Raw genomic sequence first — 24,839 nt, forward strand, 5'->3', positions numbered from 1 at the left:
TTCTCCCCTTTTGTCTTATCTTAAACCATTCACTAAGCCCAGCATTTGGTCTGCTAATGTAATGGATCGTGATTGAAATTGATAGGAACGTTGGACATTCATCATATCGGTCATTTCCTTCGCTACGTCCACATTTGATTTCTCTAGGGAACCTTGTTGAAGGCTTATTTCTTGGCGTTCGATGCCAGTTAATTCTCGCAAAATTTCAGTCTCAGGAATCGGTGGATTATTGGGCATTCCAAGAAGATTCCCCCCTTTTTGTTCTAAATACTGCGGGTGGTCAACCATGACGATTCCAAGATTAATAAATTGTCCATCCCCAGTATCTAATACTCCTCCAGATTGTAATTGGATCTCTTTTGATTGGGATGAAAAAGTGATGAATTGATTTTGCTCGTCCAATAGAGGAAAACCCTGTGCATTTACAAGCATCACCTCACGATCATTTACCGGTGTCACATAGAAACCCCCGTCTCGGGTATAGCGAATTTGCCCTTCCCCATTTTCTTGAACCAATACTTTAAAAAATTGGTTTTCGTTTGTAAGGGCAAAGTCTAGTGGGCGGTTTGTCTCTTGCAAACTTCCTTGAGTTGTGACCATTTGTGATTGTGCTAGTTTTGCCCCTACTCCCATTCGGATTCCTCTTGGAGTGAGTCTAGGAAGATCGCGGGCTGGGTTTAATTGATTATTCATTTGTTGAACTAATAATTCTGTAAAATTGGATTCGCGACGTTTATACCCGTTCGTGTCTACATTCGCCAAATTATGCCCGATGATATCCAATTGTTTTTGCAATTGATTAAGTGTATTTGTTGCTGTGATCATTGTGCGATTCATAATTTATCCTCCTTAAGAAGACTAATTGAGTCGACCCACTTCATTTGCTGCCTTCTCCATGCTACGATCATAAGCTTGCAGAACTTTTTGATTCGCTTCAAAAGCACGATAAGCTGTCAACATATCGGTCATTGTTCTAGCTGGATCAACATTTGACCGTTCAATAAATCCTTGCTGAACTCGAAATGATACATTGTTCATCGTAAACGCGCTTGGTAATCTACCATTCTCCATTCTATATAAGCCATCGCCCATCTTTACTAAATCATGAGAATTGGCCGAATAAGCAATGCCTAATTGGCTTACAAACTCTCCTTCAGCAAACACTTGTCCATTTTCGTCTACAACGAATTGGTCTGTATTCGTACGAATTGGATTCCCATTACGATCAAGCACATATAAGCCACTAGCTGTTGTTAAATACCCTTCTCCATCCACTGTAAAATTACCGTTCCGAGTATATCGAATATTGCCTTCAGGGCCTTGTATAGTGTATAATACCGTACCACTTTCACCCTCATTATTCACGGGAAGGTCAATGTCTAATAAGGCCAAATCGGTCTTTATGCCTGTTTCCCGAAGATCCCCTTGCCGGAAGTTTGGAATTGTTTCTTGCATATAGACACCTGTATTCACTCCCCCTACAAAGGAAGAATGGGGAATCGTTAAATTTTTTTGAGTAGGAGTCTTAGTTTGATTAAGTTGGCTTAACAACATCTCAGGAAAAGCACGTAAAGTGGATTGATCCGATTTAAATCCAGGTGTATTCACATTCGCCATATTATTTGAAAGCATTTCGGTGCGGCGTTGTTGTGTAATCATCCCTGATGCAGCTGTGTAAAAGCCTCGAAACATCTTTTTCACCTCATAACATCTAGTTCTTTGTCTGTTATCCTTTTACCTTATATCGGCCATTACAGCAAAACTGTTAAATAAGTTTCCGACTGGAAAGCTTATCAATGTTATCCAACATAATTCCTGTTCCGATTACTACACAATCCATTGGGTTTTCCGCAATTAATACGGGCACCTTTAATTCGTCTGCAAGAAGTTGATCAATTCCGTGAAGTAAAGCTCCCCCACCTGTTAAAATAACCCCACGATCAATAATATCTGCTGAAAGTTCAGGAGGAGTTTTCTCTAACACATTTTTTGCCGCATGAACGATTGCAGAAACAGGCTCTCTAAGTGCCCCTTCAATTTCCTTTGAATTGATCGTTAATGTACGTGGTAATCCTGATACCATATCTCGTCCGCGAATTTCCATTTTTTCATCACGGGCTCCTGGATAAACGGTTCCAATATTAATTTTAATATTTTCAGCTGTTCTTTCCCCAATTAATAGCTTATACTGTTTCTTTATGTAACTTAAAATCTCCATGTCAAAAATGTCACCCGCCATGTTGATGGATTGAGACGTGACAATGTCTCCCATAGATAGGACGGCAACATCTGTTGTTCCCCCACCGATATCCACGACCATATTCCCGCTCGGTTGGAATATATCCATTCCAGCACCGATGGCCGCAACTTTTGGTTCTTCCTCTAAATAAACTTTCTTTCCGCCGCTTTTTTCTGCTGCTTCACGAATTGCCTTTTGTTCTACACTTGTAATATTCGTTGGGCAACAAATGAGAATTCTTGGCTTGGATAAGAACCCTTTGACATTTAATTTATTAAGAAAGTATTTGAGCATAGCCTCTGTTATGTCAAAATCCGCGATCACCCCGTCTTTCAGCGGTCGAATCGCAACGATATTTCCTGGCGTCCGCCCTACCATACGACGTGCTTCTTCCCCAACCGCCAATACCTTATTCGAGTTACGATCGATCGCTACTACAGATGGTTCGTTTAACACTATTCCTTGGCTTTTTACATGAATAAGAACATTAGCTGTCCCTAAGTCTATTCCAATATCTTTTGAAAACATGATTATACTTGCCCCTTTCAATTCCCTATATATGTAAATTCGTATGAATGAAGTTCTATTTCCCTAATTGTTTATTTTAGCATATAACATACAATAAAAGGTGAAAACGTATAAATTTTTACATTAGTTTTTTTAAGAAGATGACGTGAAAATACTTTATAAAATGGGCTTTCTACGGGGTGAGGCGAATACTATAAAAAGGGGCTGAATAATAGGGATTTCCATTTATCCCATAAAAATAGGCCTACCCACTGCAAAAGGGCAGACCTTTCCTTTACTTTGCTGATTCTTTTTTGTACTTTTTCTTTGTTGCTTCTCCTCCACGCAAATGTCGAATTGATTTATGATAATCTAATATGGCTTTCACTTCATTAGCAAGTTCAGGATTAATTTCTGGCAATCTTTCTGTTAAATCTTTGTGGACAGTACTTTTGGATACGCCAAACTCCTTCGCAATTACGCGAACTGTTTTTTTCGTCTCCACGATATACTTTCCAATCTTGATCGTTCTTTCTTTGATGTAATCGTGCACACCGCTCGACCTCCCTAAAGTTGGATGTGAGAAGTGTGAAATGAGACTCGCTCTCGCTTCATTTAATTACTGATGATTCGCATCAAAGTCCTAGAACAGACTGATACGCTAGAAAGCATACACTTTCTATTCGTTTACAGCATCCATTTTACATATAATATTCGGATCATTGCCTATTCAACGATTCCTCACCTCAAACACTCTCTATTGTGTAGGTTTGTAATCATTTTATTAGCTTGGATTAAAATATATGCACGAAAAAGCTAGAAAGGACAAGGGGTGAACGAGTTTTATTCAAAAAAGGGGAGTTTTCTCGTTTATTATGAACATTTTAGTTTAGCTTACTTCTTATTAAGGACCCTCAACTTGAAGTGGACGGGTTGAATCCTTAGACATTTGATCATTTCCCAATCGCTTTTGCCTATTTCCTACCGGGATTTGCACTTGTTCTACGGGGATTTGCTTATTTCCCCAGGTTTATGCTTATTTCCCGTAGAATATTGCGTTACTTCTGATGAGATTTGCACTTCTTCCCCTGATTACATATTGTTTTTTTGCGGAACGGGGATTTGTTCATTTTTCAAATGTATTTAGCCATTTTCAGAAAGATAGGTCCTTTCCCTAGGTTTTCAATTGGAAAAAGCAGCCCAGTTTTGATGAGCTGCTTTCTAAATGATTATCCTTGAGTATTTTGTTTTGGTTGTTCTTTTGGAGACTCTTCATCCGATTTGTCTTGGTCATTTGAAGGTGTCTCTTTCGTTTGTTCATCTTTTGATGGAGTTGTTTCTTCGTCAGAAGGTTGTTGTATGTCTGAAGTATCTTGGTTATCAGAAGGTTTTTGCTCTTGCGCTTTGTCTTCTGTTTTTGATTCTTCTTTTTCCTTCTCTTCTTTTGGAAGTTCGCTTAGTGAAGAGACAGGTTTGTTAAAATAGCTTTGTGGGTTAATCGGCTTATCATCTTTACGAATCTCGAAATGAACATGGATTCCTGCTTCTTCATTAAAAAGACTTTGTCCTGCTTTAGCAATCACTTGTCCTTGTGTAACTGTATCACCTTTTTCAACTTTCAAATCTTTTACGGATTGATAGACAGTGACCACACCATCACGATGTTCAATTTCGATTACATTTCCTAAGAAGCTATCCTCTTGTACATTTGTAACTTTTCCACTTAATGCTGCTGTAACTTCAAAGCTTTTTCCATCTTTTGAAGCGAGATCAATTCCAGTGTTTGGTTGATACGTATTATTGTAAACGACAAGTGCTGCCTCTTGTTTTTCTTTAGAAGCTTTATGATCATAGAATTCCTTTTTTATGACAGCTGCATCAGGGTTCTTCATAGGCATGACGATGTTCTCCATCGCCTTATTGACTTCAACCGCAGGATTATCAAAGTTTTCTTTATTGGCCGATTCATCATAACCATACTCATCTTTTACTTCGTCATCGCTCGCTTGATACCAAATAATACCTGAAATTAAAATAGCTGCACTCGCAAGATAAATTGCCGGAAATACCCAACGTTTTTTTAAAATGTTCCTCATTTTTTGAGAAGATTGTTTCTTTTCTTCCTCTCTCATTTTCATCACCTCAGCAATCATTGTGAACAGATGAGAGGAAATATATACCTAGTAGAAAAATTTTTTTATCTTCCTATTTTTCGACAACTCCAAACAAATTATGTATAAAAATGAAAAACTTTTTCGGAAATCTGCTTATGATAGAAAAAGTATTAGAAAATTTGCCACAAACTATTGATTCGATCAAAATAAATAGTGGTAGAATATATATGAAGAAAGATAACTTGATCTCTACGACCCCACCCTTACGTTCTCTATTTCTTTCACCTAGGTGGGATTTTTTTTGTTGTAGCATAATAAGCCAAAAGCAGAAGCGCCTCGGGTCTGGCGTACGGATTTCTCAAGTTTAGACTGAGATAAAGGAAACGAGAGCGATCGTTCATGAGCTGATGTTGACTTCGAAGGGAGAAAACGGAGAAATTCGCTAGACGATTATGTATCCAACATTTTACTGCAGGTCTAAATTTTTAGTTACGCTAAACAATAAACAAGAATGAGGAGGGGGTGAACTGTTGATGAGGTTATTGATCAAAATTATCTTTACAATAGCGCCTTTTTTGTATATGGGACTCATTTGGATATTATCCAGTATGCCAGATAATGTGGTGATCCAATTATCTGATGAAAAATTGGACGGTTTTTTTAAAGAGTCGCTACACTTAATTGAATTTGCGATTCTATACATTTTGTTCATTGTAGCTTTATTAGTGAATAAACAGTTAATTTTTCCTCTTCATATTGCTTCAGCCATCGTGGCAATTTTTTATGGATTTATAGATGAGATTCATCAGGCTTTTATTCCCTTTCGCTCCGCTACTTTGATTGATGCCATTAAGGATATGATAGGAGTATTTGTCCTTGCCTTCATCGTTCATCACACCTATTTTTCCCACCGTGAAAATAAAATATCCCAATTAATGCATAAAGTTGAGCGATGGGTCAATTTATAATCGACCATAATAGACAAGCAAATTGCCGGGCCTATTCATCGGTATGCCCGGCAATTATTTTGTCTATTTTCTAGCTGTCGTTTGATTTGCTAATAGTTTCTCTGAAGGGGAAATCTCTACATCCTGGTAATAATGTTTCACAATTTCTTTATAATTTTTCCCTTCCTTTGCCATTCCATTTGCCCCATATTGGCTCATACCAACTCCGTGACCATATCCTTTTGTTGTGATAATAATTTCATCCCCTTTTAGAACCCAGCTAAAGTCAGTGGAACGTAAATCTAATTTTTCGCGGACTTCTCTTCCTGTCAATTCTTGATTTCCGATTTTCACTGTTGCTACCCGTTTTCCAGGGGTTCTCGCCGTAATAATTCCAACATCTTTGGTCGTATTTAATTTCACCCCTAATTTCGCTTCAAATTCACTTAGTTTTAGTGATTTCTTAGATTGAAACTTTGGCGAATTTTTATCCCAAGGACTTTCTACACTTTTTAAATAGGGAATAGAATGATTCCAATAGGATTCTGAATTCTCTGTAAAGCCATTACTCGTTGAAAAGAATGAGGCCTCTATAGGTTCACCATTATAAGTTAAGATTTGTCCAGCTGTTTCGGATACAGCTTTTTCGATCTTCTTCATTTTCCAATCAAAACCCTTTCCCCAAATCCCTTTTAATTCTTGTTGATTTTTATAGACTTGGTGCTGAATCGTATCTGTGACATCGGCATTTTGGGGTAGTGTACCATTTGTAGGATTCATGATTTTTTTCACAATAAAGGTGCGTGCAGATAAAGCTTGTGCTTTTAATGCCTCTTTTTCAAAGTCTGCGGGCATTTCAGCTGCCACAACCCCCGCAACATACTTTTCTAATGGGAGCTTTTCTACGGTGTTTTGATTAGAACGAAAAACAGATACTTCAATGGAGGATTCTGGCTGATTTGTGTTTGATTTCGTCGGTTTTTCTAATTGTTCACCTAGCTTTCCTTTTGCCTGGTCATTTGAAGAGAAGGGGAGAACGAGCAGTGCTGGTACAGCCATTGCAGCTACGAGTAAAATAGAGAGTGCTACGATTACAGGATTCAACTTCTTCATGCTTGATGCCTCCACGGTTTAGATTTTTTAGGAAGATGAAAATCTTCGCTCCATTCATTCATATGGGAATGGACAAGGGAATATGTCTAAAAAAGAAAGAATAAAATGTTCCTCATTTGGACATACTGGAGGATGTGCAATAGAATCCAATGCGGAAGCGACTTGTTCATCGACGTACGAATATCGTAGTTTCTGACTGAGATAAAGGAAACGAGAGCGAGGTTTTTCACGAGCTGATGTTGACTTATCGTAGGGAAGAAACGGAGATATTCGCTAGGCGATAGGCGCTGAGATCTTCCCGTGGACAACATTTTTAAAGACTTATCCTAACAAATTAAAAAACCTACATGCCGTTGAATAGGGCAGGTAGGCTTTGGGTTAAGCGTTCATGTCTGTTATAAGCATTTCAGCTTTTTGGTCATCAGTTATTTCTTCATCTACACGCACAATGTTAGCACCTAATGCAGCGAGTTTCTCATGGAAATTCACATATCCACGGTCTAAATGCTTCAATTCCGTCACGCGTGTATAGCCATCAGACACTAAACCAGCTACGATTAAGGCTGCAGCTGCACGAAGATCTGTTGCGGCGACTTCTGCACCTTGAAGTTGTGAAGGACCATTAATAATAACAGATCGACCTTCAATTTTAATATTAGCATTCATACGGCGAAATTCTTCCACATGCATAAAGCGATTTTCAAAGACAGTCTCCGTAATTACACTCGTTCCTTTTGCACGAAGTAAAAGAGCCATCATTTGTGACTGCATATCCGTAGGGAATCCTGGATGTGGCATTGTTTTGATATCTACTGCTTTAATTTCCTCAGGGCCAATCACGCGTAGACCATCTTTTTCTTCAATAATCGTAACACCCATTTCTTCGAGTTTGGCAATTAAAGAAGTAAGATGTTCAGGGACTGCTCCTTGTACCAAAACATTTCCACCGGTAATTGCTGCAGCTGTCATAAAAGTGCCGGCTTCAATTCGGTCTGGAATAATATTATGGTCTGCACCAGTTAAATCTTCTACTCCTTCGATTCGAATCGTTCCTGTACCTGCCCCCTTGACATTCGCCCCCATTTTATTTAAAAAGTTGGCTAAATCAACAATCTCTGGTTCTTTTGCACAGTTTTCAATCGTGGTCGTTCCATCAGCCAGTACTGCAGCCATCATAATATTCTCTGTTGCTCCCACACTTGGGAAATCTAAGTAAATTTTTGCTCCTTTTAATTTCCCGTCTACTTCTGCTTCAATAAAGCCGTTTCCTACTTTCACTACCGCGCCCATTGCTTCAAATCCTTTAAGATGTTGATCAATAGGCCGAGAACCAATTGCACAGCCTCCTGGTAAAGCTACACGAGCTTTTCCTGTTCTAGCAAGCAATGACCCCATAACTAACACAGAAGCACGCATTTTTCTAACGTATTCAAATGGGGCCTCTATTAATAACTCTCTAGACGCATCAACAGTGATCGTATTGTTTTCAAAGGTTACGTTACAATTTAAATAACGCAATACCTCGTTGATCGTATATACATCGGAGAGTGCAGGTACATCACGGATGATGCTTTTTTCTTTACTAGCTAATAATGATGCAGCGATAACAGGCAATACAGCATTTTTAGCACCTTCAACTTTAACAGTGCCGCTTAGCCTTTTTCCGCCGCGGACGATGATTTTTTCCAAGAGTATTCCCCTCCGCGTCCAATTTCTCTATATTAATATTCAACAGTTATGATTGGTGTGCCAATTACAAAGGCTGTCTTCTGGCCCAATCTGTTTTGTCTTAATCCAATTTGCAAATTCATTTGTTCTGTTTCTAATGGGATGTCCGTCATCATTTCCTTACTATACGCAGAAATCGAGTAGAAGTCCTTTTCTTTCACCTTTTCCATTTCAACTGCCTGTAGATCAGCCATAATGGAATTTATTTGCTTTGGCAAAACTTCCTTAAGTTTACCATCAAAATTACCTTTAATACAAGAGAAAATAATCGGGTTGTTGTTAAAAATTCGTGAATAATTTGGTTGGAATTGTTCGGTCAGAAAATGAATCATTGCGCCTTCATGATCCTTTCCATTTACCGTGTAAATAATAAAGGATTGTTCTGGTTGATGGGTGGTGGAAATAACTTTTATGGATTGTTGAATTTGACTTTGTTGATTGGTTCCAATAAAAACTTTTCTCTCTTCTACTATATTTTCCGACCATGTCCAATGTGAAAAACGATTCTTTAGCTGATGAACTGTTTGTTCAACATTATCCCTATTTACCGTTTCTCTTGTATGTATTGACCATTCTGTAATTTCTCCGTTGTTCTTTTTGACCTGTGTAGCAATTTTTAATAAATCCATTTCATTCTTCTTTGCAATCGTTGTATCCCCAATGATAAAAATAATAAAAATGAGTAGTGCTATACTGATCTTTATCTGTTTCATTTTGTATTCCTCTCCTTTATTTACATTTTTGCCTAATGTAAGGGAGAGATATACATGGGAATATTCGTCAAGATCTTCCATGATTCTTCGCTACGATATGTTGGCTTTGAACAGTCGAATGAACGCTCACTTTATGCGTATTTATTCGCGATCACAGCAAATAATAAAAAATGATTAAAATCTGCATACTAAGGAATTATTATTAAAAGCAATCAAAATTTCAAGTATAAAAAGGTCCTATTTAGAAAAATACTTTTGTCGATTTTGATCTCTACATAAGTCAAAAGTTATTGAAAGATTAGTGGTAATTGCTGAGACCATAGTAAATAATCCAAGAAAAAGTTACTTATTGAAGATCCGATGGCAATTGTTAAAAGAACATATAATAATCGGGCTTGAAAAACTCGATTTGGCTTTAGTAATTTTTCAAATTGTAATGCTTGCAAAGCCCAAAAAGTGAGTGCTAGAAACACAAGATGAGTTAAGATGCTTACTAACGCTTGTTGGCCGAATCCCGATACCATAGTTCTCCTCCTATACCATACTGATTTCACAATGTACATTGTATCACATTCTACTCAATAATCGAATAATAAAAGGAGAAAACCCTTCCCTATCTCCTCTCTATTTTATGACAAAAATATCTGTATGATCTATGGATACTCCTAGACTTCCACAACATATATGAAGAGCCAACATTTTTCTCCTTGTCCTTTTGTAGAAAATGACTACTTTTGTACGGGGATAATAGACCCTTTTCGTAGTTTTTTGTCGTTATTTCTTGGGAAATATTCGATACTTACTGTGAAATTAGTAGAAACCAAATTCGGAAGCGCCTGCACATCGGCGTACGAATTTCGCAAGTTTAGACTGAGATAAAGGAAACACGGCGAGGTCCTTTTCGAGCTGATGTTGACTTATCAGAGGGAAAAGACGGAGAAATTCGCTAGACGATAGGCGCTGTAGCTAGACGATAACAAATGCGGAAGCGCCAAAGTTTTAAATTTTATAGCAGGATAATAGAAAAAAGAGGGAACCCAAATAAGGTTCAACCTCTTGATTACTCTATTAAAAAACATTAGCTTCCTTCACCCAAATACATATTGGTCATAAACTTCATGAGCCATTTTTCTAAATTCCCACTCATTTCTTGCTGCAGATCAAATAATTGTTGTTCATCAAGTTCTGATACATTGACTGCCTGATTTTCAGTTAGTTTAGGGAAGTTAAGTTTTTCCTTGAATTTAGTATTTCCTTTGAAATCAAGTGTTAAGCCAAATTCATCCGCATTCGTGCCAATTGTAAGATCAATACCAAACTTTTGATCCATATAATCTTTCTTTAAGTTGATCTCCGTCTCATCATCCAATGTGCCTGAGAAGCTTAGCTTTTCATTTTCAAAAGAATCCCCGCCTATTTCACCGTCAAAGGTATGTTTCGATTGCTTTTTCCCGTCTTTATTTTGATAATCGGATTGAAGATTTAATTGTCCATCTACAACCTTTTTACCGAATTCCTTCACAACTACTTTATACTTTGATTCCTCCCTATTCTTATCTTTTTGTTTTTTATCAAAAGATAAAACTAGCTCTTCGTCTTCTTCTGATTTCATTTCTGTATGGAATGACTTAATATGATGGCCATTATGATCAACTTGAAGTGTATTAACTTTTACATCAACTGGGTCAAGATCTCCGGCTTTAAATTCGATCTCCCTCTTCACGACGACTTTATCCTTATTCACCCAAACAGTCGAAGCGAACCCTGATGGAACACTAAGATCTTTTGCTTCTTTACTTAATTTTTGAAACTCTTCCTTTAATTCCTTCTTAAATTCTTTCGGTTCTGGGAATTCCCCCATCGGATCTGATAGTTTAAGATTATCATAGTAAAGAGCATAGCGTTTTTGTATGATCTTTAATAGCTCTTCGTCTTTGGATACCTTTTCAAAAAAGGCTGACATAAAATGTTGAACTTCTTTCTCGCTCATGTTTAATTCAATTTTGTTTGCATCCACTTCTTGGTCATCAACTTGAATTGTTGCCCCTTTTATTAATTTAAAGTTGTCTTCCTTCAATTCATCAAGCAAAAATTGTTTGTACGTTTCTTTTACATGGTCTTTTTCTTTTTCTGACAATAAAATATCTTCCCATTTCATCATATTATAACTATATTCATCTGGCCCCGCATAAGTTGGATCCACTTTCCGCATCATATCTCCGAAGTCCTTGGAATTTACGTATAAATATTGACTATACAGAAAAGGAACCCGCAATGCTAGTTGTTTACTTGATTGATAGATTTCAGCATCCGCTAACTTCGCATCATCCATCTTAACCGTAATCTTACTTTGTAATTGATTTTTATGTGGATCGATATCGGACTGGAGCTCTAAACTCATTTTTTCAATAATTTGTTGGATCATTTCTATATCCGGATTTTGCTCTGTCGTTGTAAATTCACCTGAAATATTGTACCTCGATGATGAAGGCTCACTCGTTAATCTTTCATTTAATTTTAATTCCTCTCCATACTTCTTTTGAAATTCTTCTGAGGCTTGTTTAAATGTTTGGGCCTCAGAATATAAATATAGTTCTTTAGGTGTTAGCTTGAAGTAAATAAAGTACACGTACAAAGCTCCCGCAATCAAAATAACAGCAATAATACTAATCCAAGTCCATAGCTTCGCTGTAGTTGTCTTTAACGTTCTTTTGTTGCTTGGCTGTTTTCCATCAAGATTACTCACTCATGTTCCTCCTTTTTCTTAAATTAAAAAATACAATCTGAATTGATTATATTTTCGGGAAAATGCGATTATGACAAGAAAAGTGAAGAACTTTTTTAAGAATGGACAAGCATTGCGACCTTCGTTAAAAAAATAAAAGATGGAGAACTAGTTTGAAGGACTGTTTTAAAAGCGGTTATGGATTCTCAGAGATGTTTTATGATTAGGGGGTTTGCTTTGATGAAGTTAGTAGGTATTGTTTCTACCTATAATTTCCATACGTAGGGAGCTCATGCGACTTCCTTTGATGATCGCTAATTTCCCCTGGGATGTGAATATTACCTGGCTATTTGACAATTTGTAATATTTTTTCCCTTGAGCATTTTTGACGGAAATAGCAACATGATAATGAGAAATAAATAAAAGGACTGTCCAAAAGGCAAGCCCTCACAATGATATTGCGAGAGACAAACCTTAGTAGACAGTCCTTTTCGTATTAGAATCTATTTTCGTGAACATTGATTCTATTAATCGCACGTTTTAAAGCTAATTCTGCACGAGTAAAATCAATATTGTCCTTTTGTTCTTGGAGACGTCTTTCTGCTCGTTCCTTTGCCGCTTTAGCACGTTGAATATCGATATCCTCTGCATTTTCAGCTGATTGTGCTAAAATAGTTACTTGCTCCGGACGAACTTCTAAAAAGCCACCGCTGACAGCAACTAACTTTGTGTCATTGCCGCTTTTTAAGCGGATAGCACCAATATTTAATGGCGCAACCATCGGGATATGTCCAGGTAAAATACCAAGTTCACCACTTTGGGCCTTTGCACTGACCATATCTACATCCGACTCATGCACTGGGCCATCAGGAGTGACGATACTGACTTTTAATGTCTTCATTTTTTACCCTCCTGGTCCCTTATTATACCTCTACACCCATCTCTTTAGCCTTTTCTACTACTTCTTCAATGCGACCAACTAGACGGAATGCATCTTCAGGAAGATGGTCATACTTACCATCAAGAATTTCTTTAAATCCTTTTACTGTTTCTTGTACTGGCACATATGAACCTGGTTGACCAGTAAATTGTTCAGCAACGTGGAAGTTTTGTGATAAGAAGAACTGAATACGACGCGCACGTTGTACTGTTAATTTATCTTCTTCAGATAATTCATCCATCCCTAGGATCGCAATGATATCTTGAAGTTCTTTATAACGTTGTAATGTTTGTTGTACTTTACGAGCTACTTCGTAATGTTCCTCTCCTACAATATCAGGTGACAATGCACGTGAAGTCGATGCTAATGGATCTACTGCTGGATAGATACCCATCTCAGAAAGTTTACGCTCAAGGTTTGTTGTTGCATCTAAGTGAGCGAAAGTTGTTGCTGGTGCTGGGTCAGTGTAGTCATCGGCAGGCACGTAAATCGCTTGAATTGATGTAACAGATCCAACATTTGTAGATGTAATACGTTCCTGTAAACGGCCCATTTCTGTTGCTAATGTTGGTTGATAACCAACTGCAGATGGCATACGACCAAGTAGGGCAGAAACTTCAGAACCTGCTTGTGTGAAACGGAAAATATTATCAATGAAAAGCAATACGTCTTGTCCTTGTTCATCACGGAAATATTCCGCCATTGTTAAACCTGTTAAAGCAACACGCATACGTGCACCGGGTGGTTCGTTCATTTGTCCAAAGACCATGGCTGTTTTACTAATAACACCAGAGTCGCTCATTTCATAATAAAGGTCATTTCCTTCACGTGTACGTTCCCCTACACCCGCGAATACAGAAATACCACCATGTTCTTGCGCAATATTGTTAATAAGCTCCTGAATTAAAACGGTTTTACCAACTCCGGCACCACCGAATAATCCGATCTTACCACCCTTAATATAAGGAGCAAGTAAGTCTACTACTTTAATTCCTGTTTCTAAAATTTCAACTTCTGTTGAAAGTTGTTCGAATGTAGGTGCTTCACGATGAATTCCATCACGACGAGCATCGCCAGGAATTGGCTCATTCAAGTCGATTGTTTCACCTAAAACGTTAAATACACGACCTAATGTTACGTCCCCTACTGGTACAGAGATCGGTTTTCCCATATCTTGTACTTCCATACCGCGTTGCACACCGTCAGTTGAAGACATAGCAATCGTTCTAACCGTGTCATCTCCTAAATGAAGAGCCACCTCTAAAGTTAGGTCGATGCTTACTTCTGATTCTGTTTGCGCTTTGTACGCGATTTTTAACGCGTTATAAATATCTGGAAGCTGACCGCTTTCGAACTTAACATCAACTACCGGACCCATTATTTGAAGAACGCGTCCTTTGTTCATCCTTATCCCTCCTAACTAAAACTTTCGAAACGAATTGATCTATGAAGGGCTGTAACAACATTCTACTTTGTTAGAAAGGTGCGCTGTATACTCACTTACCAATTTATCGAACAAATTGTCCTGTGTTAAATGCTTTCCCCTTCACTTCCAAGAGAATGTGACTATCTATGCTACAGCTGTACTTTTTATTCTAATGCTGCCGCGCCACCAACAATTTCAGTAATTTCCTGAGTAATGGCTGCTTGGCGAGCTCGGTTATATGAAAGTGTAAGATTATCGATAAGCTCTTTCGCATTATCTGTTGCATTTTTCATTGCTGTCATCCGTGATGCATGTTCACTTGCTTTTCCGTCAAGAAGTGCACCATAAATGAGACTTTCAGCATATTGAGGAAGTAAAATTTCTAAAATTTCCTCTGCAGAAGGTTCGTATTCATAGGAAATCAATTTATGTGATCCTGAAATATCAGTTAATGGCAAAACTTTTTTCGCTGTTACTTCATGCTCGATTGCACTTATAAAATGGTTGTAATACATGTATAACTCATCATAAGTACCATCTGAAAACATATTAACTGCCTTATTCGCTAAACTCTTAATATTAGCGAAATTCGGTTGATCTGGAACACCTACGATATCTAATACAACATTCATGCCTTTATGCTTGAAAAAATCACGTCCATTACGCCCAATTGCAATAATGGCATATTCATCTTTTGATTTATGACGTTCTTGAATTGTTTTTAAAACAAGGCGAAGAACGTTACTATTATAAGCCCCCGCCAAACCGCGGTCAGAGGTAATGACCAAATAACCGGTTTTTTTAACGGGGCGGGAGACTAGCATCGGATGTGTAACGTCTTTGCTTCCAAGAGCGATGCTCGTAACTACTTCTTGTATTTTTTCCATATACGGAACAAATGATTTGGCATTCGTTTCCGCACGGTTAAATTTCGCAGCAGAAACCATTTCCATCGCTTTTGTAATTTGACTTGTTTTTTTAGTTGAAGTTATTCGAGTTTTTATATCACGTAACGATGCCACTGGTCTTCACCACCCTTTTTAGAAAGATATGATCGGTATTTTAAAAACCTTTCATGTAGCTTCAGGCACTGTTCAGCTCGAAATAACGAGCTCGATGTAGTGCCCTATGCCTTTTCCTATTTATCAGAACATCTCTTATGCAAAAGTCTTTTTGAACTCATTGATTGCTGCTGCCATATCTTCATCAGCAGGCAAGTTCTTAGTTGTTCTAATATGTTCTAACAATTGGGTATGATTATTGTCTAACCAGCTTAAGAATTGATCTTCAAAACGACGAACATCCTCAACGGCAATATCATCTAAATGTCCTTTTGTTAATGCATAAAGGATCATAACTTGTTTTTCTACTTTAAGTGGTTTGTTTAGGTCTTGTTTAAGAACTTCAACAGTACGAGCACCACGATTTAACTTCGCTTGGGTCGCTTTATCTAAGTCAGAACCAAATTGAGCAAATGCTTCTAGTTCACGATAAGCAGCTAAATCAAGACGTAGCGTACCTGCTACTTTCTTCATGGCCTTAATTTGTGCCGAACCACCAACACGAGAAACAGAAAGACCCGCATTGATCGCTGGACGTACACCAGAGAAGAATAGATCTGATTGTAAGAAAATCTGACCATCTGTAATGGAAATGACATTTGTTGGGATATAAGCAGAAATATCACCTGCTTGTGTTTCAACAAACGGAAGTGCTGTAATTGATCCAGCACCATGTGAATCATTCAATTTCGCAGCACGTTCTAATAAACGTGAATGCAAGTAGAATACGTCACCAGGATAAGCTTCACGACCTGGAGGACGACGTAATAATAATGAAAGTTCACGATAAGCAGATGCTTGTTTTGTTAAATCATCATATACGATGAGTACATGTCTTCCATTAAACATGAACTCTTCACCCATTGATACACCTGCATATGGTGCAAGGAATAACAATGGCGCTGGTTGAGATGCAGATGCAGTGACAACAATCGTATAATCTAATGCACCATGTTTACGTAGTGTTTCTACAGTACCGCGAACTGTTGATTCTTTTTGACCGATTGCCACATAAATACAAATCATATCTTGATCTTTTTGGTTCAAGATTGTATCAATTGCGACAGAAGTCTTTCCTGTTTGACGGTCACCGATGATTAATTCACGTTGGCCACGTCCGATTGGAACTAAGGCATCAATCGCTTTAATCCCTGTTTGTAATGGTTCATGAACTGATTTACGATCCATTACCCCTGTTGCTGGGCTTTCAATTGGACGAGTTTTTGTTGTATTAATTGGGCCTAGACCGTCGACTGGTTGACCTAATGGATTTACAACGCGTCCAATAAGTTCATCCCCAACAGGAACTTCCATGATTCGACCTGTACGACGTACTTCGTCACCTTCATGAATATCTTTAAATGGACCTAAGATTACGATCCCTACGTTGTTTTCCTCTAGGTTTTGTGCCATACCCATGACACCGTTTGAAAACTCAAGAAGCTCTCCAGCCATGACATTGTCGAGGCCATGAGCACGAGCGATACCATCACCAATTTGGATAACCGTACCTACATCGCTTACTTTAATGTCTGACTGATAGTTTTCAATTTGCTTTTTTATCAGCGCGCTGATTTCTTCAGCTTTGATGCTCATGAATTTCACCCCTTATTTTTTCAATTCATTTTTATTTCATATCGATAAGTAAAACCGAATAAATTATACTGTTAATTCACGTCCGAGACGATCAAGTTTACCACGAATGGATCCGTCATAAATACGAGTTCCAATTCGCACTTTCATTCCACCAAGAAGATTTTTGTCTACGATATTGTTAATAATTAACGAGTTTTTGCCTATTTTGCGGGCAAATGTTGAAGAAACTGATTGTTCTTCTTCTTTCGTTAACTTTCTAACTGTCATCACATTTGCTTCAGCAACCCCACGCTCTTCATAAGCCAATTGTATGTAAGCTTCGGCTACTTCTGCGATAATATCTTCTCGATGACGTTCTGTTAATAACATTAATGTGTTTAAAATATATGGAGAGGCTTCGGAAAATGCCCCTTTTAATATTTCTTTTTTCTTATCAATCGTAAGCTTAGGTGACTTAAGTATAGCTAAAAGATCTGGATGACCATTGAATACTTGCTTCACAACTTGAAGTTCTCCTTCAATTGGCTCAATCACAAAGTTTTCCTTTGCAATTTGGAAAAGAGCCAACGCATAGCGCTTTGCTACTGCAGTATTACTCATCGCTCTTCTCCTGCCTCTTGAATATATTCATTGATTAATTTCTCTTGATCTGCTGCATTTAGCTCTTTTTCAATCACCTTAGAAGCGATTAGAACAGATAAGGAAGCAACTTGCTCACGTAAAGCAGCCATTGCTTGTTCTTTTTGATGGTCAATTTCAACCTTCGCTGATTCTTTCAATCTTTCTGCTTCAGATCGTGCTGCAGCAATGATTTGATCCTTTTGCTCTTCACCTTGTTTTCTAGCATTCTCCATCATAGCTTGTGCATCTTGGCGTGCTTGTTTAAGCTCCGCACGTGTTTCTTCTAATAATTTATTTGCTTCTATACGACTTTTTTCAGCCGAGTCAATTTCATTCGCAATATGATCTTCACGTTGTTTCATCATTCCCATGAGTGGACCCCATGCGAATTTTTTGATTAACAATAATAGAACGATAAACATTACTAATTGGAATAGGATATCGCCGCCATTAAAGCCACTTGCAGATCCAAGTACAAATGCGTCTGTAAACACGCTATTTCACTCCCTTCAAGAGGTTAAACCCTATGGTGGGCACTATATCAAACATCTTTAGTTCAAAAAAAACAATCAAGAATATCGCACATAAAGGAATGGCGAAGGTTCTCGTGGAATGATCTTCGCCATTCGGAACAAAATTCCTGTCAATTATCTACCTAATACCATGAACGCGATAACAACTGCGATGATAGGAATCGCCTCAACTAACGCAACCCCGATAAACATTGTAGTTTGAAGCATTCCACGTGCTTCTGGCTGACGTGCAATCCCTTCAACTGTACGTGATACGATTAAACCGTTACCAATACCTGCACCAAGTGCACCTAACCCTATTGCGATTGCTGCTGCTAAAAGACCCATTTCAAAAGTTCCTCCTTTAAATGTATAAATAAATTATTTTATTTAAAATGGTTGTTCAAACTGAACAGTTATATCTTAATGGTCGTCACTCACTTTGTGAGCAAGGTAAACCATTGTTAACATTGTAAAAATAAATGCCTGGATACTTCCTACGAAGACACTGAATCCTTGCCATGCTAATGTTGGAATAATGGCTGCAATCGTTCCTCCAACACCTGTTGCAAGTCCACCAGCTAGTAAAGTTAATAAAATTTCTCCCGCATAAATGTTCCCATAAAGACGGAGACCAAGAGTTAGAGTGTTTGCAAACTCCTCAACAATTTTCAGCGGGAATAAAAATGCCATTGGTTGTACAAATCCCTTACTGTACCCGCCAAAGCCTTTCATTCTGATTCCATAATAGTGTGACAATCCCACTACCATGATAGCTAATGTTAATGTTACAGTAGGATCTGCGGTTGGTGATTTCCACCAAAGAGTATCATCAATTACGACTGAAAACGGCAAACCTAGCATATTGGAAACAAAAATATACATTAATAATGTAATTCCTAACACATGGAATCTTCCACCTGTTTTCCAGTCCATATTGCTTTTAATAATATTTCTTACAAAATCCATTACCCACTCAAAGAAGTTCTGAATTCCAGTAGGCTTCATGGCTAAGTTGCGGGTTGATATCACCGCTATTAAGAATACGATTACACTAGCAACCGTAATCATTAATACATTCGCTAGGTTGAATGTAAGAGTAAACCCAAAAAGGTCCAAGTTATATAATGGAGCTTTATGATCCAACTTTTTTCACCTCTCTTCCCCGTTTTTACGTTTTATTAAAGATTGAATAATAAAATCTATCATAATGACGATATAAGATGTCATTAATCCCAAAATTACGCTAATAAAATGGAAATGATCTGGAAGTTCCAAAGCAATTATGACTGCAAATACCGCCCAAGCCATTCTTGAAAATGTTCCCAATGTTCGAACCCTTTGACCTGCTACAACAGCATCGCCAAAACGAGAAATTCGTTTGATCATGAGCCAGTGATTCAATAGACTAATGCTTGTCCCTAAAATAAGGCCTAAAAAGATCGTCTTGTATTCCGTAACCCCCCACCCAATACAATAAAGGGCGAGCAACGAAAATATGTATTTGCGATGTCGATTTAACATCTGATGGAGTTCCTGCATATTACATTAATCTCCTGAATTAAAGTGGTGGCGTATCGTTCGCATCATTGCATAGACTCCTGTTGATAGCCCCGTCAAAAGACCCACAATTAAAAAAATCGGCATAGTATGTAGTAGACGATCTAACCAGCGCCCTGCAAAAATCCCAATTAATATCGACCCGACTAACTGTGATAGTATAGCGCTATATAGTGCCATAGCATAAAATGGTCTTTTTTCGCGATCTTTCATCATAATCCTCTCAGAAATCAAAAATAGAACGATCAATTATACATTTAAAAAGTAGCAAAAAAAAGTGTTTGCCTAGAAAATATGGATTTTTTCTGTTAAACTATATCCTTTGTTAGCATACAATAGCAATATACTAATGTCAATGCGTTTTCAGTGAAAAAGTTCACACTCATAAATTTTAAAGTTCACAAAATTATCAAAATTCCCCATTAATCATTTCGACTTATTTTTTACAATTTACTTGGGGTTTCCTCAGATGTTAATATCTGTTGTATTACAGAGAGAAAAAAGAGAGAGATCCTCTTTTTTCCCCTCATTATATAGATGAATCTCCCCACTTTTGGTAATCTTCCTTTCCTTTACTTCTAACAAAAGCTACAAATATGGTATTTGTTAGGTCAATATTGTCGGGTAAAAGTAATTCTTTCTCTTTTAATCCCCGCTGCACATTTCTTTGACTATCTAATAACCCCATAAACCTCATCGTTTCTTTCTCGTACATAGCAATCCCAAATTCCTCTGACGTGCTTGGAAGATAGACTTCATAGCGAATCGTTTTGGGTTTGTCTCCTTGTACGAGGGTAAACCCCATCACTCTTGGATATTCGGGCTCGTTCATTACATATAGATAAGGTAGATGAATCTCTTCATTTCCTTCCTTTAAAGTAATATATCCATCCTTTACTTTCTGTTTTGTATCTTCCTCTTTTAAAAAGGCAGAAACAATGACTTCTTTTTCTTCATTTGGTTTTAAAGAAAATGGCAGAGGGAATTTCCATTGAAGCTGTCCTTTTTTGCTTGGGTGTTCAAAATGATAATGCTTTGTTTCGTTGCTTATGTTTCTCACCTTTAATTTTTTCTCTTTTTCAGGGTGCTGTCGGCTTTTCATTTTCCCAAAGGAGAGAGAACCTGGTATCACCATTGTTTGCATTGTAAGGGCTTCCTCAATTTGAACTCGGCCTGTCCCTTGCTCATACACATGAAGCGGGTTTCCCTTTTGATCCTCTAATAATTTCGCCGTGTTCATCAAAGCGGCTTTCACTTCAGCTGGTGTCCAATTGGGATATGCCTGTTTTAGGAGCACAGCTGCTCCTGCGATATGGGGAGCCGCCATACTTGTTCCTTGTAAGGAAAAATAGCCGTTTGGAATGGTACTTTCTATTTCAACTCCTGGAGCAACAATATCCGGTTTAATCTCCCAGTTTGTCGTCACTGGGCCCCGCGAACTAAATGACGCTAATTGATCTTGTTCTTTTTTTATCTCAGTCGTAATCAGTAATTTCATTGCTTCCATTTGTTTTTTCCATTTTTCAGCGATTTTTTTAGGGATCGTAGCTGCTGGAATTTGAAGCTGATGTTCAAGGCCCGCATGTAAATGCTGATTCGTATTATTGTATATAATGACGGCCTTCGCTCCTTGCTCTTGAGCATTTTCCACCTTTAATGTAAAAGGAATTTTTCCTCGTTTGATCAAGGCGATTTTCCCCTCTACATTTTGTAAATGCTGTCGTTCACCATATTTTCCATCTACAATCTCAAGAGTTTGCATCATTTCCCAAGGAATACTATTCTCCATCATTTGCAATTTTATTTGTTGACGGTTTTTATTCGTATAAACATATGGTATATGAAGGATCGGCGTTGATGCCCCAACGGAAATCGCCTTTTCTGATGTACCAGGTGTTCCGACTGTCCATTGATCCGGCCCCGAATTTCCATTTGATGTGACCGCGACAACTCCCTTTTCCACAACCCGATCGAGAGCTTTACTAATGGGCAAATCTGGACCATTCATCTCGCTGCCTAATGACAAGTTAATGACATCCATATCATCCTTCACTGCTTGCTCTAAACCTGCTAACACTTGATCGGTCGTACCAGACCCGTTTGCCCCCAACACTCTATAAGCATAAAGATCGGCTTCTGGGGCCACTCCCTCCATTCTACCGTTCGCCGCAATAACACCTGCTACATGGGTACCGTGGAATGTCATTGCCTGATTTCCTTCTCTCGCCTCCATTGGGAAATCATCCCCGTCTACAAAGTCCTTTCCACCTTTATAATTTCTTCGTAAATCCGTATGATGATAATCTACCCCTGTGTCAATAACCGCTACTTTTACTCCTTTTCCTGTTACTCGGTTTCCTTTTTGATCAAAATAGGACCTCGCTTTTTTCGATCCGATAAAAGGGATGCTTTCATTTGCTAATGAATGATATACATTGGCTTCATGCACATGTTGGATACTTGGATATTTCTTCTTCAGCTTTGCGATCTCTTTTCGTTTCCCTTCTACCGCTACTCCATTGAACACTTCTTTATATATATATTTAATAGACACGGTAGTGGACGAATGTCGTAATTGCCGAATCCAATTTTCATCAATGGGAGATTGTACTTCTAAAATGGCTGTAATCACTTCTTCCTCATCTTGCATTGGAAGAGAGGGTAATTTGATAGAGGCAAATACTGGATAAGGGAAAATAATAACAAATATGCAAAATATGAATAAAAGCTTTTTCAATTCGATCGCCCCCATATCCTTATTATTTGTTCATAGTCCCTTAATATTCAGGTGCCAGGCACCATCCAGAATTAGGAAAAAGGCAGATCCCTGTCATTCTCAAGGGTCTGCCTTTTTTATTTTTCTATTCGAATTGATCTGGTGTTTGTTCTGTTTGTTTAAAGAAGTAACGAATGGTTTCTACAATTCGGCGGGAGGCTTCTCCGTCGCCGTATGGATTATTGGCTTTTGCCATTTTCTCGTATTCTTCTTTATTCGTTAATAATTCTGTTGCAAGCTTGTAAATGGTTTCTTCTTCAATCCCTGCAAGCTTCAATGTACCTGCTTCAATTCCTTCTGGACGTTCTGTTGTATCGCGAAGGACGAGGACTGGCACTCCTAATGATGGAGCTTCTTCTTGAATCCCACCTGAATCCGTTAAAATAAGATGGGCTCTCGCTGCGAAGTTATGAAAATCGATTACATCTAGTGGTTCGATTAAATGAATTCGATCGTCATTTCCTAATATTTCATTCGCAATTTCACGCACTGCTGGGTTTAAATGAACAGGGTAAACAACTTGAACGTCCTTCTGTTCATTGACAATTCTTTTAATTGCTCGGAACATGTTTCTCATCGGTTCGCCTAAATTTTCACGTCGATGCGCGGTCATTAGAACTAACCGGTCAGTCCCGATTTTCCCCAATATTTCGTGTTGATAATCTTGTTTCACCGTTGTTTTTAAAGCATCAATAGCTGTATTCCCTGTCACAAAAATCGTATCTTGTTTCTTATCTTCCCGTAGAAGATTTTCTTTTGCTTTTGTTGTCGGAGAAAAATGCAAATCAGCCATAACCCCTGTTAACTGTCGGTTCATCTCTTCAGGGAATGGGGAGTATTTATTCCAAGTACGCAAGCCTGCTTCCACATGTCCGATTGCAATTTGATTATAAAAAGCAGCTAGACTTGCGATAAAAGTTGTCGTCGTATCTCCATGGACAAGAACAATATCTGGTTTGACCTCTTTCATTACCTTGTCCAATCCTTGAAGACCTATTGTTGTTACATCAACTAATGTTTGACGATCTTTCATAATGTTCAAATCATAGTCTGGATGAACTTGGAAAATATTCAGCACTTGGTCAAGCATTTGACGATGTTGAGCCGTCACTGTCACAATCGATTCAATCTCATCTGGATGTTTTTGTAATTCAAGAACAAGTGGCGCCATTTTGATTGCTTCAGGACGTGTACCAAATATCGTCATTACCTTTATGGGTCGGTTCAATGTCTACACCTACTCATCACATTATTTCGTTCCAAATAAACGGTCACCGGCATCGCCTAGTCCTGGAACGATGTATCCCTTTTCATTTAATTTTTCATCTAAAGCTGCAATAAAGATGTCTACATCTGGATGTAATTCCTTAATTGCTTCTACTCCTTCAGGTGCTGCGATTAAGCACATGAATTTAATATGTTTTGCGCCGCGCTTTTTCAAAGAGTTAATTGCTTCAACTGCAGAGCCGCCTGTTGCTAACATTGGGTCAACTAAAATAAAATCACGTTCTTCTACATCAGAAGGAAGCTTTGCATAATATTCTATTGGCTTTAATGTTTTGGGATCGCGATATAGACCGATATGACCCACTTTGGCCGCAGGAATTAGCTTTAAGATTCCATCAACCATGCCAATACCAGCACGTAAAATTGGAACAATCCCAATTTTCTTTCCTGATAATATTTTAGATTTTGATTTTCTAACAGGTGTTTCTACTTCAATTTCTCTTAAAGGCATATCACGAGTAATTTCGAAAGCCATCAGTGTAGCAACTTCGTCAACAAGCTCGCGGAACTCTTTTGTCCCTGTGTTCTTATCACGTATAAATGTAAGTTTATGTTGGATTAGCGGGTGATCAAATACAAACACTTTTCCCAAGGGAATCGCTCCTTCTACTTATGTAAATTATTTGGGCGTATCTATGATGTCTTCTTGTTGAGCATCACACTTTGTACTATTTTACAGAAAATAACCTTTTTCGGCAATGTGGAAAGGTGATTGCCACAAAACTTTCCATTTTGTATGACTTTCAACCTTGGAGATTTTTTGAGGCATTAAAACACCCGCTATTATTGTGCCACATTGGTCTATCATTTAGTAAAAAAACAATGATTTCTAAAGTCAAAATCCTTATACATAATGAGTTGACGGGATTAGAAGCAATGGAGGCTCTAGACTTTGAATTGGGTAGGAGCGCTGGCTTTTGCATATTTCCTGAGGTGATTTGACTATTTCCCCTGAGGTTTTGCGTCTCTTCTGA

24 protein-coding genes are annotated in these 24,839 nt (G+C 38.1%); 1 reads left to right on the forward strand and 23 read right to left on the reverse strand.

What is annotated here, in order from left to right:
* Positions 1-15 precede the first annotated feature (15 nt).
* From J2S13_RS02505 to spoIIQ, 5 genes are all read right to left on the reverse strand, one after another.
* Positions 16-837, reverse strand: coding sequence for a flagellar hook-basal body protein (locus tag J2S13_RS02505; RefSeq protein ID WP_307256109.1), 822 nt, complete (start codon positions 835-837; stop codon positions 16-18).
* Positions 838-858: 21 nt separating this feature from the next.
* Complete coding sequence (locus J2S13_RS02510) at positions 859-1,692, reverse strand: flagellar hook-basal body protein (protein ID WP_307256110.1); 834 nt, start codon at positions 1,690-1,692, stop codon at positions 859-861.
* 73 nt (positions 1,693-1,765) lie between these two features.
* Positions 1,766-2,767 carry a rod shape-determining protein gene (locus J2S13_RS02515; protein WP_307256111.1) on the reverse strand — a complete coding sequence of 334 codons (1,002 nt, stop codon included), beginning with the start codon at positions 2,765-2,767 and terminating at the stop codon, positions 1,766-1,768.
* Between the two features lie 274 nt (positions 2,768-3,041).
* Positions 3,042-3,299, reverse strand: coding sequence for a sporulation transcriptional regulator SpoIIID (gene spoIIID, locus J2S13_RS02520; protein ID WP_307256112.1), 258 nt, complete (start codon positions 3,297-3,299; stop codon positions 3,042-3,044).
* Positions 3,300-3,975: 676 nt separating this feature from the next.
* Positions 3,976-4,878, reverse strand: a complete 903-nt coding sequence (gene spoIIQ / locus J2S13_RS02525; protein WP_307256113.1) for a stage II sporulation protein SpoIIQ — start codon at positions 4,876-4,878, stop codon at positions 3,976-3,978.
* A 515-nt stretch (positions 4,879-5,393) separates the two neighbouring features.
* Here spoIIQ and J2S13_RS02530 point away from each other — a divergent pair.
* The gene (locus J2S13_RS02530; RefSeq protein WP_307256196.1) at positions 5,394-5,828 is read left to right on the forward strand and encodes a VanZ family protein; all 435 of its coding nucleotides are present in this window, start codon (positions 5,394-5,396) and stop codon (positions 5,826-5,828) included.
* A gap of 63 nt (positions 5,829-5,891) precedes the next feature.
* Here J2S13_RS02530 and spoIID read toward each other — a convergent pair whose 3' ends face one another.
* From spoIID to upp, 18 genes are all read right to left on the reverse strand, one after another.
* Positions 5,892-6,920, reverse strand: coding sequence for a stage II sporulation protein D (gene spoIID, locus J2S13_RS02535; RefSeq protein WP_307256114.1), 1,029 nt, complete (start codon positions 6,918-6,920; stop codon positions 5,892-5,894).
* 378 nt (positions 6,921-7,298) lie between these two features.
* Positions 7,299-8,609: a UDP-N-acetylglucosamine 1-carboxyvinyltransferase gene (gene murA / locus J2S13_RS02540; protein WP_307256115.1), complete on the reverse strand. Its 1,311-nt coding sequence runs from the start codon at positions 8,607-8,609 to the stop codon at positions 7,299-7,301.
* Positions 8,610-8,641: 32 nt separating this feature from the next.
* Complete coding sequence (locus tag J2S13_RS02545) at positions 8,642-9,361, reverse strand: YwmB family TATA-box binding protein (protein ID WP_307256116.1); 720 nt, start codon at positions 9,359-9,361, stop codon at positions 8,642-8,644.
* Positions 9,362-9,648: 287 nt separating this feature from the next.
* Positions 9,649-9,885: a DUF1146 family protein gene (locus J2S13_RS02550; protein WP_307256117.1), complete on the reverse strand. Its 237-nt coding sequence runs from the start codon at positions 9,883-9,885 to the stop codon at positions 9,649-9,651.
* A 554-nt stretch (positions 9,886-10,439) separates the two neighbouring features.
* A complete protein-coding gene (locus tag J2S13_RS02555) occupies positions 10,440-12,107 on the reverse strand; it encodes a DUF6583 family protein (protein ID WP_307256118.1) in 1,668 nt (555 codons plus the stop codon).
* A 475-nt stretch (positions 12,108-12,582) separates the two neighbouring features.
* Positions 12,583-12,987 (reverse strand): F0F1 ATP synthase subunit epsilon, encoded by a 405-nt coding sequence (locus J2S13_RS02560; protein ID WP_307256119.1) that lies wholly within the window; start codon positions 12,985-12,987, stop codon positions 12,583-12,585.
* A gap of 22 nt (positions 12,988-13,009) precedes the next feature.
* Positions 13,010-14,431 (reverse strand): F0F1 ATP synthase subunit beta, encoded by a 1,422-nt coding sequence (gene atpD, locus J2S13_RS02565; RefSeq protein ID WP_307256120.1) that lies wholly within the window; start codon positions 14,429-14,431, stop codon positions 13,010-13,012.
* Positions 14,432-14,616: 185 nt separating this feature from the next.
* Entirely contained in the window at positions 14,617-15,474 is an 858-nt protein-coding gene (locus J2S13_RS02570) for a F0F1 ATP synthase subunit gamma (protein WP_307256121.1), read from the reverse strand.
* A 135-nt stretch (positions 15,475-15,609) separates the two neighbouring features.
* A complete protein-coding gene (atpA, locus tag J2S13_RS02575; protein ID WP_307256122.1) occupies positions 15,610-17,109 on the reverse strand; it encodes a F0F1 ATP synthase subunit alpha in 1,500 nt (499 codons plus the stop codon).
* Positions 17,110-17,172: 63 nt separating this feature from the next.
* A complete protein-coding gene (locus J2S13_RS02580) occupies positions 17,173-17,709 on the reverse strand; it encodes a F0F1 ATP synthase subunit delta (protein ID WP_307256123.1) in 537 nt (178 codons plus the stop codon).
* Positions 17,706-18,224 carry a F0F1 ATP synthase subunit B gene (locus tag J2S13_RS02585; protein WP_307256125.1) on the reverse strand — a complete coding sequence of 173 codons (519 nt, stop codon included), beginning with the start codon at positions 18,222-18,224 and terminating at the stop codon, positions 17,706-17,708. Before J2S13_RS02585 ends, J2S13_RS02580 begins: the two co-directional genes overlap by 4 nt.
* Positions 18,225-18,377: 153 nt before the next feature.
* Complete coding sequence (gene atpE, locus J2S13_RS02590) at positions 18,378-18,590, reverse strand: F0F1 ATP synthase subunit C (protein WP_307256126.1); 213 nt, start codon at positions 18,588-18,590, stop codon at positions 18,378-18,380.
* A 75-nt stretch (positions 18,591-18,665) separates the two neighbouring features.
* Positions 18,666-19,388 carry a F0F1 ATP synthase subunit A gene (gene atpB / locus J2S13_RS02595; protein WP_307256127.1) on the reverse strand — a complete coding sequence of 241 codons (723 nt, stop codon included), beginning with the start codon at positions 19,386-19,388 and terminating at the stop codon, positions 18,666-18,668.
* 6 nt (positions 19,389-19,394) lie between these two features.
* The gene (locus J2S13_RS02600) at positions 19,395-19,784 is read right to left on the reverse strand and encodes an ATP synthase subunit I (RefSeq protein WP_307256128.1); all 390 of its coding nucleotides are present in this window, start codon (positions 19,782-19,784) and stop codon (positions 19,395-19,397) included.
* A gap of 6 nt (positions 19,785-19,790) precedes the next feature.
* On the reverse strand, positions 19,791-20,015 hold the full coding sequence (locus tag J2S13_RS02605; RefSeq protein ID WP_307256129.1) for an AtpZ/AtpI family protein: 225 nt from the start codon (positions 20,013-20,015) through the stop codon (positions 19,791-19,793).
* 316 nt (positions 20,016-20,331) lie between these two features.
* Positions 20,332-22,539 carry a S8 family serine peptidase gene (locus tag J2S13_RS02610; protein ID WP_307256130.1) on the reverse strand — a complete coding sequence of 736 codons (2,208 nt, stop codon included), beginning with the start codon at positions 22,537-22,539 and terminating at the stop codon, positions 20,332-20,334.
* A gap of 124 nt (positions 22,540-22,663) precedes the next feature.
* Positions 22,664-23,806 carry a non-hydrolyzing UDP-N-acetylglucosamine 2-epimerase gene (wecB, locus tag J2S13_RS02615; protein ID WP_307256131.1) on the reverse strand — a complete coding sequence of 381 codons (1,143 nt, stop codon included), beginning with the start codon at positions 23,804-23,806 and terminating at the stop codon, positions 22,664-22,666.
* Between the two features lie 21 nt (positions 23,807-23,827).
* A complete protein-coding gene (gene upp, locus J2S13_RS02620) occupies positions 23,828-24,457 on the reverse strand; it encodes a uracil phosphoribosyltransferase (protein WP_307256132.1) in 630 nt (209 codons plus the stop codon).
* Positions 24,458-24,839: the final 382 nt, after the last annotated feature.

It is taken from the genome of Oikeobacillus pervagus (assembly GCF_030813365.1).
In the GTDB taxonomy this organism is placed as follows: Bacteria; Bacillota; Bacilli; order Bacillales; family DSM-23947; genus Oikeobacillus; species Oikeobacillus pervagus.